The sequence below is a fragment of the Shigella flexneri 2a str. 301 genome (assembly GCF_000006925.2).
GTDB lineage: Bacteria > Pseudomonadota > Gammaproteobacteria > Enterobacterales > Enterobacteriaceae > ECMA0423.
On record NC_004337.2, the window covers coordinates 1973954 to 1990946 of the forward strand.

Sequence of the window (16993 nt, forward strand, 5' to 3'; positions counted from 1 at the left end):
CTGTCACCTCGGTTCGGCTGATGGCATTGTGGGAACACTGACCTGTGGTGCAACCTCAGGTTTTTCTAGGGCGCTTACTGGCTCATTCTGGCTTTCGGCGTTTTCATGCAAAATGGCCTGTTCGGCTTGTTTGTTCAGTACCAACAGGCTGATGCGACGGTTGACGGCATCATCAGGTCCGCGATCGCTTAAGCGCATCGTTGCCGCCATGCCGACGACACGTAACACTTTGCCGCTATCCAACCCTCCGACCATCAGTTCGCGGCGGGATGCATTGGCCCGATCGGCAGAAAGCTCCCAGTTGCTGTAACCTTTCTCACCGCTGGCGTAGGGAAAATCATCGGTATGACCTGAAAGGCTAATACGGTTGGGAATACCGTTCAGCACAGGCGCGATGGCGCGCAGAATGTCGCGCATATAGGGTTCGACATCGGCACTGCCGGTTCTAAACATCGGGCGATTCTGGCTATCGATGATCTGAATACGTAGACCTTCCTGGACCAGATCGATTTTGAGATGGAGACGTAACGCCCGCAGTTTCGGATCGGACTCTATCAACTGGTCGAGATCACCCCGCAATTTCCGCAATCGACTTTGCTCCATGCGTTTTTTCAGCTCTTCGATGTTCGGCTGCTTATTCACTTCCCCCTGGCTTTGGGTGTAATCATCACCACCGCCGGGAATTGGGCTTTCACTATTGGAAATGCGATCGCCGCCCGTAACCGCTGTCGCCAGTGGAGTCCGGAAGTACTCCGCAATCTGAATCAACTCTTTTGGGCTGGAGATGGAGATCAGCCACATCACCAGAAAAAAGGCCATCATCGCAGTCATAAAGTCGGCATAAGCAATCTTCCACGATCCATGTGCTGCCCCGTGGCTTTTGGCTTTGCGTCGTTTGACGACAATAATCGGATGCGCTTGATTCTTCATGCTTCCTCGGTTGTCGTCTGTTGTTGCGGATTTTTCACCGCACGCACATGCTCTTCCAGTTCAATAAACGACGGACGTTCGCTGGAATAGAGCGTTTTGCGACCAAACTCAACGGCGATAGGCGGTGCGTAACCGTTCAGATTAGAAAGCAGAGTGACTTTGACGCACTGCATCATTTTGCTGGTTTCGGCGCTTTTCTGACGTAAAACACTCGCTAGTGGGGAAATAAATCCGTAAGCCAATAAAATACCGAGGAAAGTCCCCACCATCGCATGTGCGATAAGCGCCCCCAGCTCGGCGGCAGGACGATCGGCTGAACCTAACGCGTGAACGCCCCCCATTACAGCCGCGACAATACCAAACGCCGGAAGTGAGTCCCCGACCAGCGCCAGACTGTTCGCCGGGACTTCTGCCTCGCTTTCGTGCGTCTCAATCTCTTCATCCATCAGGGCTTCGATTTCGAAGGTGTTCATGTGACCGCTGATAATCAGGCGCAGATAATCGACGATAAAATCAAGCATGACGCTATCCGCGAGGATGCGTGGGTAGCTGGCGAAGATCTCGCTCTCACGGGGATTTTCAATATCACGTTCCAGCGAAAACATCCCCATCTGCCGCGATTTCGCCATCAACCGATAAAGCAGAGCCAGCAGATCCATATACATTGCTTTGGTGTATTTGGAGCGACGAAACAGCAACGGCAGCGCTTTCAGCGTGCCTTTAATCGCTTTGCCATTATTGCCGACGATAAACGACCCAATCCCTGCACCGGCAATAATCACCAGTTCAGCGGGTTGATAGAGTGCTCCAAGGCTTCCACCGGTCATCAAATAACCGCCGAAAACTGTACCGAGAACAACCAGGTAACCTAATAAGATAAGCACGACATCATCCTTCCACTGTTGACCATGACAGGATGTTCAGTCGTCAGGCGTTAACGCGCGATTGGGGAAAAAAAAAGCAGCGGTACGTCGTTACCGCTGCTGGAATGTTGCGCCACACCGTATCAGTTAAACAGCCTGTACTCTCTGTTCATCCAGCAGTTGTGGGATAATATCGGCAGGATTCTGGGAAAGTTTACGTCTTTTTACTGCCCGGGATGGCGGTTGACATAAGCTGCAGGCAAAGCTGCCAACAGGCTGGTGAGCGTGGGTAATAAAATTGCCGCCGCAGCAGTTGCAGCTGGAAAGTTGCAGTAATCCACTTTCAACAAACCGCACCAATGTCCAGGCACGGGTTAATGCCAGCAGTGGTCCTTCTTCTGCTTGTGGGCACTGTTCAAGGTATAAACGGTAGGCTTTGATCACCGCATCGACGCCATTACACAAACCGGTTTTCAGTAAAAACTGCCATGCATTACAGAACATCGAAGCATGAACGTTTTGTTCCCAGGTCATAAACCAGTCGGTTGAGAATGGCAGCATGCCTTTCGGCGGTGGGCTTCCGCGCAGTTCTTTATAAAGTTTTATCAGGCGTCCGCGACTTAACTGTGTTTCGCTTTCCAGCATCTGCAAACGAGCGCCCAGGGTGATCAATTCCATTGCCAGCTGAATATCCCGCGCTTCCTGAACAATGCTTTTTTCACTCATGATCAGGCCCTTTTCTTGCGCAGCGCTTCTTCAGGCTGGTTAACATCATTCAGCAAGCGTGTTGAGAGCATGATGCCGGTATGAATTTGCTGGAGATCGTCAACGCGGGAATCTTGCGTCAACTGAGTAATCGTCTGGTGGCTGTCAAAACGGAAGTGACAAACCAGCTGATTGGTTTCTGCCAGCTTAACCATTTGCGGAAGAGTCGGTAATGCTGCCAACTTACTGATTTAGTGTATGATGGTGATTTTAAGGTGCTTGCGTGGCTTCCATTTCCATCAGATGTCCTTCCTGCTCCGCTACTGAAGGCGTGGTGCGTAACGGCAAAAGCACTGCCGGACATCAGCGCTATCTCTGCTCTCATTGCCGTAAAACATGGCAACTACAGTTCACTTACACCGCCTCTCAGCCCGGTACGCACCAGAAAATCATTGATATGGCCATGAATGGCGTCGGATGTCGCGCCAGTGCACGCATTATGGGCGTTGGCCTCAACACGGTTTTACGTCACTTAAAAAACTCAGGCCGCAGTCGGTAACCTCGCGCATACAACCGGGCAGTGATGTGATTGTCTGCGCTGAAATGGACGAACATTGGGGCTACGTCGGTGCTAAATCACGTCAGCGCTGGCTGTTTTACGCGTATGACAGGATACGGAGGACGGTTGTGGCGCACGTCTTCGGGGAACGCACTCTGGCCACACTGGAGCGTCTTCTGAGCCTGCTGTCGGCCTTTGAGGTCGTGGTATGGATGACGGATGGCTGGCCGCTGTATGAATCACGCCTGAAGGGAAAGCTGCACGTTATCAGCAAGCGTTACACTCAGCGCATTGAGCGACATAATCTGAATCTGAGACAACATCTGGCAAGGCTGGGACGGAAGTCACTGTCGTTCTCAAAATCGGTGGAGCTGCATGACAAGGTCATCGGGCATTATCTGAACATAAAACACTATCAGTAAGTTGGAGTCATTACCAAAAAACCAATGCGATTATTCACCCCACGTTTGCGTAATTCATGCGCAAAGGGCAACAGGTGATAATCGTGGATCCAGATAATGTCATCGTCTTGCAACAGCGGCAGTAATTTATCTGCCAGCAACGCATTTACGCGTAGATAGCCGTCCCAGGCAGGACGCTGAAATTGCACCAGATCGAGCCGATAATGAAAAGCGGGCCAGAGAACGGCATTGGAGAATTGGTTGTAGTATTCGTCAAGGTCCTGTTCGCTGAGGTTAAAAGAGGCCCACGTAATGTTACCTTTTTTAGCGGCTGATCCTCATTCCCTGTTTCACCACTCCAGCCAAACCACAGTCCGCCTGCGGCTTTCAGTGCCCCCAGTATGCCAACGGCAAGGCCACCGGCACTGGCGGCGTGCTCGTCTGGTGGTGCAATCCGGTTAGATACTACGACTAAACGACTCATAGTCATCACTCCTGTTATTTTCTCTTTTTTGTTGTAATGCGGCGGTTATCATTTCAAGCCAGCTCCAGACATCCGGCACACCCGCCAGTCGCCATGATGCCTGAGTTGCACCTGTGCCAATTTTTACTGACATTCCGCCCAGTCGGTTAACGACTGCGAAGCCAGATTCATCGGTTAAATCATCGCCCAGAAATACGGGCGTTCGCCCGATAAAAGGAGCTTCCTGCATAAAGGCTGCAATCGCTTCACCTTTACTGGTACCTCTCGGTTTGATCTCGACAACACACTTTCCCTGCTGTAACGCCATTTGTGGCCAGATCTGAGTAATACGTTGCGCTAATGTCATTAATGCGTCTTCATGCTGCGGAGCCTGACGATAATGCAGCGCAAAAGCCATCCCTTTCGCCTCCAGCTCCGCGCCGGGATACTGAGCGATGACCGTATGCAGTTGCACGCTAATATCACGCGCAATCGCATCCGGCAGATGAACGATATGTGTTTTACCATTGATGTCACGGCGCTCCGCCCCATGCACGCCCGCTAACGGGAAGCGATAAGGTTTTGCCAGTGCGTCAAGCTCCACCATTGAGCGCCCTGATATCAATGCCAATGCACCATCACTTGCGGTTGCCAGTAGCTGTAGTCCTTGCAGAATATTGTCAGGCACGACGACCTGATCGGGATGCGGTTTGATTTCCGCCAGCGTTCCATCAAGATCAAAAAACCAGGCATATTTCGCGGATAGTTCAGGGGTTTCGGTTAACGGTTCTGTCACCCGGCTCTCCTCCTTCTCTTTTCTTATTGTGTTGCGCAGACCGCGCTTTACAGACATGTAAGTATAGACAGTGTGACGGAGGTCGCCATTTGCAACGAAGAACAGCCAACCGTTGTGGCGGCTGGCTGTGGTGGGAAAAAACGTTAAGTTGTTGTGGAAAAAAGCATCAGACAGTGCGCTTCGCTTTTTGCTTGTAACGGTCGAAGATCACCGCTGCCAGCAGGATTAAGCCGCGAACCACGTACTGCGCGAAAGGAGAAATATTAAGCAGGTTCATGGCGTTTTCCACGGTGCCTAAAATTAAGATACCCGCCACCACATATGAGATTTTTCCGATGCCACCTTTCAGAGAAACGCCACCTAAAACGCAGGCGGAGATAACAATAAGCTCATAACCAATCGACGTCATTGGCTGCCCACTAGTCATACGTGAAGCCAGAATAATTCCGGCTATCGCAGATACCAGGCCAGAGAGAACAAAGATAATAATTTTGGTGCGAACAACCGGTACACCCGCCAGACGCGCAGCCTCTTCGTTCCCGCCAATCGCCAGGGTATTACGACCAAAGGTGGTTTTATTCAGCAGCAAACCAAAGATAATCAGACACGCGACGGTGAGCCAGATTGGCGCAGGCAGACCGAACCAGTTAGCGTAACCAAGGGCAAAGAAGCTTTCATCTTCGATACCGACCGCTTTACCGTCTGAAATGATGTACGCCAGACCTCGAACAATCTGCATCGTTGCCAGTGTCGTGATCAGAGCATTTATTTTCAGTTTGGCGATAACAAAGCCATTGACCAGGCCACAGAGAACGCCCAGCAACAAACCCGCTGCCACGCCAATCCACAGGCTTTCAGTCAGGTTGATAACCACCGCCGTGGTGACACCCGCACAGGCAATTACGGAGGCGACAGAAAGGTCAAAGTCACCGGAAGCAAGGCAGAACAACATGCCACACGCCACCATCCCCGACATGGAAATTGCCAGGCCCAACCCTTTCATATTAATGAAGGTGGCAAAATTTGGGACAAAAATGGCACAGGCGATAAAGAGCACCGCAAACACCACCAGCATGCCGTACTGATCCCAGATACGCCCGAAGCTGAATGACGACTTAGGTGCGCCAGACCCCGATGTAGAAACAGAAGACATCATACTCTCCTTACTCAGGCAACTGCCTGGCTGACTTTAGGCATCGCAAGGCTCAGTGCCTGACGCTCATCTGCCTGCTCGTGTAACAATTCACCGGCGATTTCGCCTTCCCGCATCACCACAATCCGGTCGGCAACGCCGAGGACTTCAGGTAAGTCGCTGGAGGCAAACAGCACCGCCACGCCCTGCGCCGCCAGCGCATAAATTACGTTATATATTTCGTGCTTAGCGCCAACATCAATGCCGCGCGTAGGTTCATCCAGCAAAATGACCTTCATCTCTTCCGATAACCAGCGGCCCAGAATGGCTTTTTGCTGATTTCCGCCTGAGAGATTCATGATCAGTTGCTCCGCGCCCGGCGTTTTGATGTTGAGCGAACGAATGTGCTGATCGGCATTGTTTTCTTCCCAACTGTTGTTGATTACACAACCGCCGAGCACATGTTTGCGTCTGGCACTGATGTTGATATTGTCGCGAACGGAGTGCACGGGAATAATGCCTTCCGCTTTGCGAGCTTCCGGGCAGAGCATCATGCCTGCGGCAATGGCGTGGCTCGGTTTACGAATATCGATCGGCTGTTGGTCGATATAAACCTGACCGGCGGTGATTTGCGTCCCGCCAAACAAGCCTTTCATTAATTCGCTACGCCCCGCCCCTACCAGACCAAACAGCCCAACAATTTCACCACTGCGAACCGCCAGACTTATTGGCGTACGCACGCCTAGTGCTTTCACAGCATCAAGACGCAGGCGCTCCTCGCCATAACTACGAGGTTGCCAGCCGTAGATATCGCCAATGTCGCGCCCGACCATCGCCTGCACCAGCGCGTCGTGGTCAACCTGCTGCATATCGGTAAAGGTTTTGACATAACGTCCATCTTTAAAGACAGTGATGGCATCGCTGAGGGCAAATATTTCTTCCATACGGTGAGAAACGTATAAGATCACCCGCCCCTCTTTTCGCAGTTCACGAATAACGCGGAAAAGATTGCCGATTTCGCGGGCAGAAAGGGAGCTGGTTGGCTCATCAAAGGCGATAATTTTAGCGTTACGCGCCAGCGCTTTGGCGATTTCAACCATCTGCCACTGACCAATGGCGAGATATTTCAGCGGCGTGTCCGGGTCAATATCCATACCAAGATGTTTAAGTTGTAAACCCGCCTCATAATTCAGCAATGAGCGATTCACAATGCCGCCTTTATGCGGCAGCTGGCCGAGATAGATGTTTTCCGCGACGGTCATTTCCGGCACGAGATGCAGTTCCTGGTAAATAATCGCCACACCCGCGTTAAGTGCTGCGGTCGTGTCGGAAAAGGACATTTCCTGCCCATTAATCACTACAGAACCCGTGGTTGGCGCATAGTTGCCGCTGAGGATTTTTAAGAGAGTTGATTTTCCTGCGCCATTTTCACCCATCAACGCATGAACCTGACCGGCATAGCAGTCAAAACTAATATCCGTCAGCGCCTTAACGCCGGGAAACGTTTTACCGATGCCGCGAAATGAGAGATACGGGGTAGACTGTTGCATAACGTCTCCGTGAATCACTGGTCGTTCACACCCCCTCTGCATCATGCAGAGGGGAATTTTTCCGGCAAATTACTTACCGCCTAAACCTTTTTTCTCCAGTTCTTCTTTAAAGTTGTCACGCGTGATCAGTACCACGTCTGTAACTTCGGTAAATTTTGGCGTTTCAACGTCTTTTGCTACCCAGTTGTAAAGCATTTCGCTGGATTTATAGCCATGTACGTCCGGGCTTGGCAGCAGGGAACCGTAGAAGCCGGTTGCCTGTGCTTTAGACAGTTCGCTTACTGCATCCACACCGTTAATACCAATACCGATGATATCGGCTGCTTTAAAGCCCTGACCTTCGGTTGCACGTACGCCGCCAAGTACGGTGCTGTCGTTCATACCGACGATCAGCCAATGTTTAACTTCCGGATGTTGAACCAGCATTGAGTTGGCAGCGTCAAATGCCCCCGGGATGTCGTTAGATTTGGTAGGTACCTGATAAATTTGTTTTTCCGGGAATCCTGCAGCTTTCAGTGCGTCCATAGAACCCGTTGTACGGCGGCGGGCGGTATCCAGTTCGTTGGCGGTAATCGCCATCACTGCGCTTTCTTTGACATCCCAGCCACGTTTCTGCATCTCTTTATACAGTTCCTAGCCCTGACGTTCGCCAATTTTAGTCGCCGCCATCATCACCAGAGGAACGGTATCCATTGGCTTACCTTTGGCGTTAACAAACTGGTCATCCACTGCAATGACTTTCATATCGTAGCCACGCGCTTTCGCGACGATGGCAGAGCCGAGTTTCGGGTCCGGAGTACAAATAACGAAACCTTTTGCGCCACTGGCTGCCAGGCTGTCGATCGCGTTCAATGTTTTTTCGCCATCCGGCACGGCAATCTTAATAACCTCAAACCCTAAATCCTTCCCGGCTTTATCGGCAAACTTCCATTCGGTCTGGAACCACGGCTCTTCCGGTTGCTTCACCAGAAAACCGAGCTTCAGGTTCTCCGCCATAGCGGATTGTGACATAACGGCTGCCAGACCAATGGCTGCCAGGGCTTTAGTAAATTTGTGCATGGTTCTCTCCAGCTTTAGTGTCGTTTTGTGTAGGGCAAAAACGAATGACATTCGTTAAATTAATCGGAAAACAAAGCATTACCTTTTATCTAAAAGATAAGTGACCGTGTTGACATAGTTTTAGCGAGAAATTAATTCTCCATAGGAGAGCAATATCACATCGCAGAATTACAGTGAGAACGTGCATAAATTTAGCGGGAAAAGACATAAGGAAAAGCCAATTTGTCAGACAAATTGTTGAATGCACAGCAGATTAATCCATAAGATTAGCCTGGAAATCCTTGTTGTCTTCGGTACCCATGCGGGATGTCTTCTTTTTAACCAGTCAATAGGCCGCATTACCTGGCGTTGAGTTTTTGAAATGGTGTAATAACCACAACTCAAAGATGTGGAAAATGCGCGTCATTCATTTCGCCATTAATTATCACTGTGCTCATTAATTAACAGAACACGTATAATGAGAGCCATCTCGCAAAAATGAAAAAACGTTTTATAAAATCATCACTTCATCATGAATTCAAATTCATCGATTAATATCAACAAGATACAAAAAGCACTATCATTAAAATTCATTGCATTTACATTGATTTCACCAATGAAATGTAAAAATATATAAACTTGATGATTTAAGCATTTTCTTATAACCGTTCAGACGTTATTCTTATTTCAGATCATCGTCAGAATTGACTCCACGATCACATTTCGGACCGGCAGAAAGGAATTATTCTGCAAACAGTAATTATGGTGTTTTGATTTATCTTGCACCTCTCCACTTCTGGATATAAGGATATTAGGTATGGCAACCGCTGGAATGCTTCTCAAACTCAACTCTCAAATGAACCGCGAGTTTTACGCATCCAATCTCTACCTTCACCTGAGTAACTGGTGTTCTGAACAGAGTCTGAACGGCACCGCCACTTTCCTTCGCGCCCAGGCACAGAGTAATGTGACCCAAATGATGCGCATGTTTAACTTTATGAAGAGTGTCGGCGCTACCCCCATCGTTAAAGCCATTGATGTTCCAGGTGAAAAACTGAACTCTCTGGAAGAACTGTTCCAAAAAACGATGGAAGAATACGAGCAACGTTCAAGCACTCTGGCGCAGTTAGCCGATGAAGCGAAAGAACTGAATGATGATTCAACCGTCAATTTCCTGCGCGATCTGGAAAAAGAACAGCAGCATGATGGCCTGTTGCTGCAAACCATTCTTGATGAAGTGCGCAGTGCGAAACTTGCGGGTATGTGCCCTGTGCAGACCGACCAACATGTTCTGAATGTCGTGTCACACCAGCTGCATTGATCATACATCGGCGCTAATACATTGCGCCGATGAAGTTTTTGAGAAACCGCTGCCTCATCTGTTTGAAGCAGCGGTTTTTTTAATGGGATTCACCCTGTGGGGTAAACTTGAGTTCAATCAGCGCGATGGCTTTTTGGATTGCCCGCATGGTGACCGGGTCTGCGGCAGCGGGATGATGAGTAAAGTCGATATTCTTCAGCTGACTGGACATTTTTTCACGAACTTCAACGGGCGCGATTACATCGAGAACATCCAGAATTTGTTTGATAACCAACTGGCAAGCTACCACATCAGAAACCAGTTCCTGATCGGCATTCAGCGGCTGGGACATCGTAAACTCCTGATAGCATTTTGAAAGCCGTTATAGTAGCGGCTTCACATCTTCAGCGATAGTCACATCCACCGTCATCAGGACACAAAAAAACCTGCCGGAGCAGGTTTTTTGTTATCGGAACATATTGCCTGGCGGTACGTCTTTGAACGTCTTGCAATAGTTATTGAACATACTTTTCAGGATTTTGCGCAGTTTCATCGCGGCACTCCGACCATTTGTTATACAGGTGTTATTGTCTTTGCGCTTATAATATGACAACCATCACAAAAATCAATCTTTATGTGATACAAATCACATAAATACCCCTTTAATGTTATAAAAATGATAATCAAAAAACAGCCCCCCTATTTCTGACACCTACAGATGGCAAGAAATAGCGCCTGCCAGGCGTCTTTTCCGGCCATTGTCGCAGCGCTGTAACGCGTAAAATAGTGCTTTCTCTTACTCTTCTGGCTGGACCATGAGACTTCTGATTCTGACTCTTTCATTAATAACGCTGGCGGGGTGTACGGTTACTCGCCAGGCCCATGTGAGCGAAGTTGACGCGGCAACAGGTATTGTACGGTTGGTTTATGACCAGGCTTTTTTGCAGCATGCCCATACCGATCGTTATGTCAGTCGCGGGATCGCCGATCGCGCATGCCAGCAGGAAGGCTATACCCACGCGATCCCCTTTGGTCAGCCAGTAGGCAACTGTAGCCTTTTTGCGGGTTCCTTATGTTTGAATACGGAATTCACTTTGTCATATCAGTGCCATCATTCCGCCTTCCCTGTCTTTCTCTAAATATTTTAATCAGCGAGGGGATCTTCGCTGATTAAAGAAATAGCGGTAATGCGTTTTATTCCCATTCGTATTTTTAATAATTGAAGTTTATATTTTACCTTTTGCAAATAATAAAATAACAAATTATAGTGACGCCACAGCAACAAATATAACCTTTGTGGAGCACTATCATGCTGAAACCAGAAATGATTGAAAAACTTAATGAGCAGATGAACCTGGAACTGTACTCTTCACTGCTTTATCAGCAAATGAGCGCCTGGTGCAGCTATCATACCTTCGAAGGTGCTGCCGCGTTCCTGCGCCGTCACGCCCAGGAAGAGATGACGCATATGCAGCGTCTGTTTGATTACCTGACTGATACCGGCAATTTACCGCGTATTAATACCGTTGAATCTCCGTTTGCTGAATATTCCTCACTTGATGAATTATTCCAGGAAACCTATAAACACGAACAATTAATCACCCAGAAAATTAACGAACTGGCTCATGCTGCAATGACCAATCAGGACTACCCAACATTTAATTTCCTGCAGTGGTATGTTTCTGAGCAGCATGAAGAAGAGAAACTGTTCAAATCGATTATTGATAAATTAAGCCTGGCAGGCAAAAGCGGCGAAGGTCTGTATTTTATCGACAAAGAACTCTCTACCCTCGACACACAAAACTAATGCTCTCCGGCGGCAGGTTTCTGCCGCCGTTTCAAATCAGTGACGGCAAATCTTACTCTGATCGGTCGAAAAACCTTCTTCTGAAGGTATAAATTTGCCTTTTGCTGCCAGAAACGCTACCAGCTCTCCCGCTGTCACCCCTTCTGCCGAGCACGTGTGAAAACGTGCCTGTTCACCAAAACGCGCTTTAATCGCAGCTTCCAGACTGGCATGCGTATATTGCTCGCCTGATTCAATCATCATATTTAACACTTCATGACCGTGAATAGAGTCCATCGTTCCTCCTCAAAAAAAGCCTAGCGTAGCGATTACCGCTTATGAAGACTTTGCGCCAGCGCAGGACTGAATGCTTTTATTGTACATTTATATTTACACAATATGTAACGTCGGTTTGACGAAGCAGCCGTTATGCCTTAACCTGCGCCGCAGATATCACTCATAAAGATCGTCAGGACAGAAGAAAGCGTGAAAAACAGAACCCTGGGAAGTGTTTTTATCGTGGCGGGAACCACAATTGGCGCAGGCATGCTGGCAATGCCGCTGGCTGCGGCCGGTGTTGGTTTTAGCGTTACGTTAATCTTGTTGATTGGGCTTTGGGCGTTGATGTGCTACACGGCGCTATTACTGCTGGAGGTGTACCAGCATGTTCCGGCAGATACCGGTCTGGGCACGCTGGCAAAACGCTATCTGGGACGCTACGGTCAATGGCTGACAGGCTTCAGTATGATGTTCTTAATGTATGCTCTGACTGCAGCATACATCAGCGGTGCCGGTGAATTGTTGGCCTCCAGCATCAGCGACTGGACAGGTATTTCAATGTCGGCAACCGCTGGCGTGCTGTTGTTCACTTTTGTTGCCGGTGGCGTGGTTTGTGTTGGAACATCGCTGGTCGATTTATTTAACCGTTTTCTGTTCAGCGCCAAAATTATTTTTCTGGTGGTGATGCTGGTATTGCTGCTACCGCATATTCACAAAGTGAATCTTTTAACCCTGCCGTTGCAACAGGGGCTGGCACTGTCTGCAATCCCGGTGATTTTTACGTCGTTTGGTTTTCACGGTAGCGTGCCGAGTATTGTCAGCTATATGGATGGCAACATTCGTAAGCTACGCTGGGTGTTTATAATCGGTAGTGCCATCCCCCTGGTGGCATATATTTTCTGGCAGGTGGCGACGCTTGGCAGCATTGATTCAACAACCTTTATGGGATTGCTGGCTAATCATGCTGGATTAAACGGGCTGTTACAGGCGTTACGCGAAATGGTGGCCTCTCCGCATGTTGAGCTGGCGGTGCATTTATTTGCTGATTTAGCCCTCGCCACGTCATTTCTCGGCGTTGCGTTAGGCTTATTTGATTATCTGGCTGATTTGTTTCAGCGTTCAAATACCGTTGGTGGACGATTGCAAACTGGTGCAATTACCTTTCTGCCGCCGTTGGCGTTTGCACTGTTTTATCCACGAGGATTTGTGATGGCGCTGGGTTACGCCGGTGTGGCGCTGGCGGTACTGGCATTGATTATCCCTTCACTATTGACCTGGCAAAGCAGAAAGCACAATCCTCAGGCGGGTTACCGGGTCAAAGGTGGTCGTCCGGCGCTGGTGGTGGTGTTTCTCTGTGGTATTGCTGTGATTGGCGTGCAATTTTTGATTGCGGCAGGGTTGTTACCAGAAGTGGGGTGATCAGATAGCCTCAAATTCCTTATTGGGTGCCAGAATTAACGCTGACACCCAATGTGACCTCTTAATGCAGGCAGCACTGCTTAAATTTCTTACCACTGCCGCACGGACAAGGATCGTTACGCCCCGGTTTCTCTTCTGCTTTGATCGGTTGCTGAACAGCTTTTTCCTGCGGATGCGCCATCCAGTATGCATGTAAATCAAGCGCCGCCAGTCGAATGGCATCTACGCTCTCTTCAAACGCTTCTGGCGACATTTTCTCTACCCGCTCGAAGTTTTCCTCAGTACCGTGCAGCGCAATCGCCTCCAGCGCTGGTTTTAAAGAATCGGGCAACGTTGACCAGTCAGAAAGTGCCACGCCCCGCATATAGCCAAAGCACCACTCCTCAACAATCGTCAGCTCGCTGCCATCAACTTCTCGCAAGCCGAATAACGGCTCAAACTGCTCCGGGAATTCGTTCAGACGCTCTGCGGTATCGGCCATATGTTGAAAAGCCAGGTTCATAAAGCGCGTCATCTCTTTCTCTGACGCCCAACGCGGCACATAGTCAGCCCCACCCCACACGGCAACCAGCCACTGTTCTGGTTCAATCTCTTGCGGAGAACTCAACACCGCCGTCAATAAACCGTCCAGCTCCGCCACATCAAGGATGGCGTGGTCAGTGTTGTATTTGGTCAGAATATCGTCCAGCCATTCCAACTCACTTTCGTTTAACGGTCCCGTTTTCATACGCTTTTCCTTGTGGATCTCAACTCGCCAGCACCTATCTTACATGCCGGTCCGTATCAGAGATACTTTTTGAGTGGCTTTGCCGGTGATTAAAAATTAAGGAGGGTGTAACGACAAGTTGCAGGCACAAAAAAACCACCCGAAGGTGGTTTCACGACACTGCTTATTACTTTGATTTTATTCTTATCTTTCCCATGGTACCCGGAGCGGGACTTGAACCCGCACAGCGCGAACGCCGAGGGATTTTAAATCCCTTGTGTCTACCGATTCCACCATCCGGGCTCGGGAAGAAAGTGGAGGCGCGTTCCGGAGTCGAACCGGACTAGACGGATTTGCAATCCGCTACATAACCGCTTTGTTAACGCGCCAAATTCTTCAGGCCTTTCAGCCAGACATCCGCTTGACGCCGATGTCTTTTAAACTGGAGCGGGAAACGAGACTCGAACTCGAGACCTCGACCTTGGCAAGGTCGTGCTCTACCAACTGAGCTATTCCCGCATTCATCAAGCAATCAGTTAATCACTTGATTTTATTATCGTCTGGCAATCAGTGCCGCCGTTCGATGCGTTGCATTCTACTTACCTGGCGCGATGAGTCAACGATATTTTTCACCACTTTTGATCGTTTGCTGAAAATTACGCCGAAACGATCACTGATCAAGCAAATCTGCACGCGCAGCGCTCAAATATTGCAACATTGACCACAGAGTCAGTACCGCAGCCACAAAGAAAAGTGCAATACCGACGTACTCAACCCAAATGTTCGGACGCCACAGCAGCCAGGCCAACGCCACCATCTGGGCAGTGGTTTTCACTTTCCCAATCCAGGAGACGGCCACGCTACTGCGTTTACCCAACTCCGCCATCCATTCGCGTAGCGCAGAAATAATAATTTCACGGGCGATCATCGTTGCCGCCGGTAATGTCACCCACCAGCTGTGATAATGCTCGGTTACCAGCACCATGGCGATAGCCACGAGAACTTTATCTGCCACAGGGTCAAGGAAAGCACCAAACCGGGTACTCTGGTTCCAGCGGCGTGCCAGAAAACCATCGAACCAGTCAGTCACCGCCGCGACGCAGAAAATGAGCGCGGCGGCAAACGGCGACCAGGTGACAGGCAGATAAAAGACCAATACAAAGAATGGGATAAGGATGACACGGAACAGTGTAAGCAACGTAGGGATATTAAATTGCATAATGACGGGTAATTATCTGTTGTCAGTAAGATTACCCCTATGTTGCTGCAGAGACATCAATGTTTCAACGACCAGAAGATCTTTTCTGCCAGACCTTGCGAAATACCCGGCACTTTTGCAATTTCCTCGACGCTGGCGTTACGTAAACCTTGCAAACCGCCCATATATTTCAACAACATTTGCCGACGTTTTGGCCCGACGCCTTCAATGGTTTCCAGGGAACTGGTATTTTTGACCTTCGCCCGTTTTTTACGGTGCCCGCCAATCGCGTGATCATGTGATTCATCGCGAATATGCTGGATAACATGCAGCGCGGGTGAATCTGGCGGCAAACTAAATCCCTCACCTTCCGGCTCAAAGAACAGCGTTTCCAGTCCAGCCTTACGATCTGCTCCTTTGGCAACGCCAAGTAGCAGCGGATGATTTTTATCCCATGAGACATCCAGTTCGGCGAAGACATTTTTCGCCTGCGCAAGCTGGCCTTTGCCGCCGTCGATAAGGATCACATCCGGGATCTTACTGTCGTCAATGGCTTTACCATAACGCCGACGCAGCACCTGATTCATCGCCGCATAATCATCGCCCGGCGTGATGCCTGTAATGTTATAGCGCCGATACTCCGCACGCAGCGGGCCGTTAGCATCAAACACCACACAGGAAGCGACGGTTTGTTCGCCCATGGTATGGCTGATGTCAAAGCACTCCATCCGCTTCACTTCCGGCAATTTCAACACGCTGGCAAGCGCGGTCAGTCGCTGGTGAACGGTAGATTGCTGCGAAAGTTTGCTGGTTAAGGCCGTCGCCGCATTGGTGCGCGCGAGTTTCAGATAACGCGCCCTATCGCCGCGAGGTTTGGTTTGAACATTAATCTTGCGTCCCGCCAGTTCTGAAAGGGAATCGGCGAGCAGCGTTTTATCGCTAAGATTAAAATCGAGCAGGATCTCACCCGGTAAGGTGCGCATCTGGCTGCCTTGTAAATAGAACTGACCTACGAAGGTTTCTACCACCTCGCTCAGTTCCGTACCGCCAGGCACTTTCGGGAAATAGCTGCGGCTGCCGAGCACTTTGCCCTGACGAATGAACAATACGTGGACACAAGCCATGCCCGCATCGAACGCCACACCAATAACGTCAAGGTCGTCGCCGGTATTGGAAACAAACTGTTTTTCGGTGACGCGTCGCACCGCCTGAATTTGGTCGCGAATACATGCCGCTTCTTCAAACTCCAGATTCTGGCTGGCAGTTTCCATACGGCTAATGAGTTGCGTTAGCACCTGATCATCTTTGCCAGACAAAAACAGGCGCACATACTCGACCTGCTGAGCGTATTCTTCTTCACTCACCAGACCTTCAACGCACGGTCCCAGACAGCGCCCTATCTGGTATTGCAGACACGGACGCGAGCGATTGCGATAAACACTATTTTCGCACTGGCGAATGGGGAAAATCTTTTGCAGTAGCGCCAGTGTTTCACGTACGGCATAGCCATTCGGGAACGGGCCGAAATATTCACCTTTGGCATGCTTTGCACCACGATGCATCGCCAGACGCGGGTGGGTATCGCCACTCAGGAAGATAAAAGGATAAGATTTATCATCGCGTAGCAAAACGTTGTAACGCGGCTGATAGAGTTTGATGTAGTTGTGTTCCAGCAACAGCGCTTCGGTTTCTGTATGCGTAACCGTTACATCAATTTGCTGGATCTGGGCGACCAGCGCTTCGGTTTTGCGCGAAGCGAGGTTGCTGCGGAAATAGCTGGAAAGCCGTTTTTTCAGGTCTTTCGCTTTGCCGACATAGATAACCGTACCACCAGCATCGTACATGCGATAAACGCCTGGCTGGCTGGT

At 49.6% G+C, this 16993-nt stretch carries 17 protein-coding genes, 3 tRNA genes, 2 pseudogenes and 3 other annotated features; of the genes and pseudogenes, 6 read left to right on the forward strand and 16 right to left on the reverse strand.

Annotated features, from left to right (window positions below):
- Positions 1-3: 3 nt before the first annotated feature.
- The 3 genes from motB to flhC form a co-directional block, all read right to left on the reverse strand.
- Complete coding sequence (gene motB / locus SF1938) at positions 4-930, reverse strand: flagellar motor protein MotB (RefSeq protein NP_707784.1); 927 nt, start codon at positions 928-930, stop codon at positions 4-6.
- Entirely contained in the window at positions 927-1814 is an 888-nt protein-coding gene (motA, locus tag SF1939; protein NP_707785.1) for a flagellar motor protein MotA, read from the reverse strand. The genes motB and motA overlap by 4 nt, the downstream gene beginning before the upstream one ends.
- A 126-nt stretch (positions 1815-1940) precedes the next feature.
- Entirely contained in the window at positions 1941-2519 is a 579-nt protein-coding gene (flhC, locus tag SF1940) for a transcriptional activator FlhC (protein NP_707786.1), read from the reverse strand.
- Between the two features lie 207 nt (positions 2520-2726).
- Positions 2727-3494: a mobile genetic element, on the forward strand.
- On the opposite strand from flhC, the gene insA reads away from it, so the two are divergent.
- Both insA and insB read left to right on the forward strand, forming a co-directional pair.
- Complete coding sequence (gene insA, locus SF1941) at positions 2782-3057, forward strand: insertion element IS1 protein InsA (protein NP_707787.1); 276 nt, start codon at positions 2782-2784, stop codon at positions 3055-3057. Its footprint overlaps the feature before it by 276 nt.
- Positions 3084-3479, forward strand: coding sequence for an insertion element IS1 protein InsB (insB, locus tag SF1942; RefSeq protein NP_707788.1), 396 nt, complete (start codon positions 3084-3086; stop codon positions 3477-3479). Its footprint lies within the feature at positions 2727-3494.
- A gap of 3 nt (positions 3495-3497) precedes the next feature.
- Positions 3498-3942, reverse strand: a sequence feature (Similar to Escherichia coli K12 trehalose-6-phosphate synthase gi: 1788206 (475 aa). BLAST with identity of 97% in 148 aa. This CDS has been truncated. The sequence has been checked and is believed to be correct.).
- On the opposite strand, the pseudogene otsA reads toward insB, so the two are convergent.
- From otsA to araF, 5 genes and pseudogenes are all read right to left on the reverse strand, one after another.
- A pseudogene (gene otsA, locus SF1943) lies at positions 3498-3942 on the reverse strand. Its footprint overlaps the feature before it by 445 nt.
- Positions 3917-4717 (reverse strand): trehalose-6-phosphate phosphatase, encoded by an 801-nt coding sequence (otsB, locus tag SF1944; RefSeq protein ID NP_707789.2) that lies wholly within the window; start codon positions 4715-4717, stop codon positions 3917-3919. Before otsB ends, otsA begins: the two are co-directional and overlap by 26 nt.
- Positions 4718-4883: 166 nt before the next feature.
- The gene (gene araH, locus SF1945; RefSeq protein NP_707790.1) at positions 4884-5873 is read right to left on the reverse strand and encodes an L-arabinose transporter permease; all 990 of its coding nucleotides are present in this window, start codon (positions 5871-5873) and stop codon (positions 4884-4886) included.
- 11 nt (positions 5874-5884) lie between these two features.
- Positions 5885-7399 (reverse strand): L-arabinose transporter ATP-binding protein, encoded by a 1515-nt coding sequence (gene araG / locus SF1946; protein NP_707791.2) that lies wholly within the window; start codon positions 7397-7399, stop codon positions 5885-5887.
- Positions 7400-7468: 69 nt separating this feature from the next.
- Positions 7469-8458, reverse strand: a sequence feature (Similar to Escherichia coli K12 L-arabinose-binding periplasmic protein gi: 1788211 (330 aa). BLAST with identity of 97% in 329 aa. This CDS contains an in-frame stop codon. The sequence has been checked and is believed to be correct.).
- Positions 7469-8458, reverse strand: a pseudogene (gene araF / locus SF1947). Its footprint overlaps the feature before it by 990 nt.
- 796 nt (positions 8459-9254) lie before the next feature.
- On the opposite strand from araF, the gene yecI reads away from it, so the two are divergent.
- Positions 9255-9758 (forward strand): ferritin, encoded by a 504-nt coding sequence (gene yecI, locus SF1948; RefSeq protein ID NP_707792.1) that lies wholly within the window; start codon positions 9255-9257, stop codon positions 9756-9758.
- Positions 9759-9837: 79 nt separating this feature from the next.
- Here the strand turns inward: yecI and SF1950a are convergent, their stop codons facing one another.
- A complete protein-coding gene (locus SF1950a) occupies positions 9838-10089 on the reverse strand; it encodes a hypothetical protein (RefSeq protein YP_008439259.1) in 252 nt (83 codons plus the stop codon).
- 463 nt (positions 10090-10552) lie between these two features.
- Here SF1950a and SF1950 point away from each other — a divergent pair, with 463 nt between their 5' ends.
- Positions 10553-10876 carry a hypothetical protein gene (locus SF1950; protein ID NP_707794.1) on the forward strand — a complete coding sequence of 108 codons (324 nt, stop codon included), beginning with the start codon at positions 10553-10555 and terminating at the stop codon, positions 10874-10876.
- A 170-nt stretch (positions 10877-11046) separates the two neighbouring features.
- Positions 11047-11544, forward strand: a complete 498-nt coding sequence (gene ftn, locus SF1951) for a ferritin (protein NP_707795.2) — start codon at positions 11047-11049, stop codon at positions 11542-11544.
- A 36-nt stretch (positions 11545-11580) separates the two neighbouring features.
- Here the strand turns inward: ftn and yecH are convergent, their stop codons facing one another.
- Complete coding sequence (gene yecH, locus SF1952; RefSeq protein NP_707796.1) at positions 11581-11820, reverse strand: hypothetical protein; 240 nt, start codon at positions 11818-11820, stop codon at positions 11581-11583.
- 189 nt (positions 11821-12009) lie between these two features.
- Here yecH and tyrP point away from each other — a divergent pair, with 189 nt between their 5' ends.
- The gene (gene tyrP / locus SF1953; RefSeq protein ID NP_707797.1) at positions 12010-13221 is read left to right on the forward strand and encodes a tyrosine transporter TyrP; all 1212 of its coding nucleotides are present in this window, start codon (positions 12010-12012) and stop codon (positions 13219-13221) included.
- A 61-nt stretch (positions 13222-13282) separates the two neighbouring features.
- Here the strand turns inward: tyrP and yecA are convergent, their stop codons facing one another.
- The 6 genes from yecA to uvrC all read right to left on the reverse strand — a co-directional run bounded on the left by yecA (position 13283) and on the right by uvrC (position 16969).
- Positions 13283-13948, reverse strand: coding sequence for a hypothetical protein (gene yecA, locus SF1954; protein ID NP_707798.1), 666 nt, complete (start codon positions 13946-13948; stop codon positions 13283-13285).
- Positions 13949-14143: 195 nt separating this feature from the next.
- Positions 14144-14230: transfer RNA gene (locus tag SF4474), tRNA-Leu, on the reverse strand.
- 12 nt (positions 14231-14242) lie between these two features.
- Positions 14243-14316 (reverse strand) — tRNA-Cys (locus SF4475).
- 54 nt (positions 14317-14370) lie between these two features.
- A tRNA-Gly gene (locus SF4476) sits at positions 14371-14446 on the reverse strand.
- Positions 14447-14597: 151 nt separating this feature from the next.
- Positions 14598-15146 (reverse strand): phosphatidylglycerophosphate synthetase, encoded by a 549-nt coding sequence (gene pgsA / locus SF1955; RefSeq protein ID NP_707799.1) that lies wholly within the window; start codon positions 15144-15146, stop codon positions 14598-14600.
- A 56-nt stretch (positions 15147-15202) separates the two neighbouring features.
- Entirely contained in the window at positions 15203-16969 is a 1767-nt protein-coding gene (uvrC, locus tag SF1956) for an excinuclease ABC subunit C (RefSeq protein NP_707800.4), read from the reverse strand.
- Positions 16970-16993: the final 24 nt, after the last annotated feature.

Excerpts from the sequence above, each read along its gene's own strand:
- motB (NP_707784.1), bottom strand. The coding sequence starts at position 930 with ATGAAGAATCAAGCGCATCCGATTATTGTCGTCAAACGACGCAAAGCC.
- flhC (NP_707786.1), bottom strand. The coding sequence starts at position 2,519 with ATGAGTGAAAAAAGCATTGTTCAGGAAGCGCGGGATATTCAGCTGGCA.
- araH (NP_707790.1), bottom strand. The coding sequence starts at position 5,873 with ATGATGTCTTCTGTTTCTACATCGGGGTCTGGCGCACCTAAGTCGTCA.
- araG (NP_707791.2), bottom strand. The coding sequence starts at position 7,399 with ATGCAACAGTCTACCCCGTATCTCTCATTTCGCGGCATCGGTAAAACG.
- yecI (NP_707792.1), top strand. The coding sequence starts at position 9,255 with ATGGCAACCGCTGGAATGCTTCTCAAACTCAACTCTCAAATGAACCGC.
- SF1950a (YP_008439259.1), bottom strand. The coding sequence starts at position 10,089 with ATGTCCCAGCCGCTGAATGCCGATCAGGAACTGGTTTCTGATGTGGTA.
- SF1950 (NP_707794.1), top strand. The coding sequence starts at position 10,553 with ATGAGACTTCTGATTCTGACTCTTTCATTAATAACGCTGGCGGGGTGT.
- ftn (NP_707795.2), top strand. The coding sequence starts at position 11,047 with ATGCTGAAACCAGAAATGATTGAAAAACTTAATGAGCAGATGAACCTG.
- yecH (NP_707796.1), bottom strand. The coding sequence starts at position 11,820 with ATGGACTCTATTCACGGTCATGAAGTGTTAAATATGATGATTGAATCA.
- yecA (NP_707798.1), bottom strand. The coding sequence starts at position 13,948 with ATGAAAACGGGACCGTTAAACGAAAGTGAGTTGGAATGGCTGGACGAT.
- pgsA (NP_707799.1), bottom strand. The coding sequence starts at position 15,146 with ATGCAATTTAATATCCCTACGTTGCTTACACTGTTCCGTGTCATCCTT.
- uvrC (NP_707800.4), bottom strand. The coding sequence starts at position 16,969 with ATGTACGATGCTGGTGGTACGGTTATCTATGTCGGCAAAGCGAAAGAC.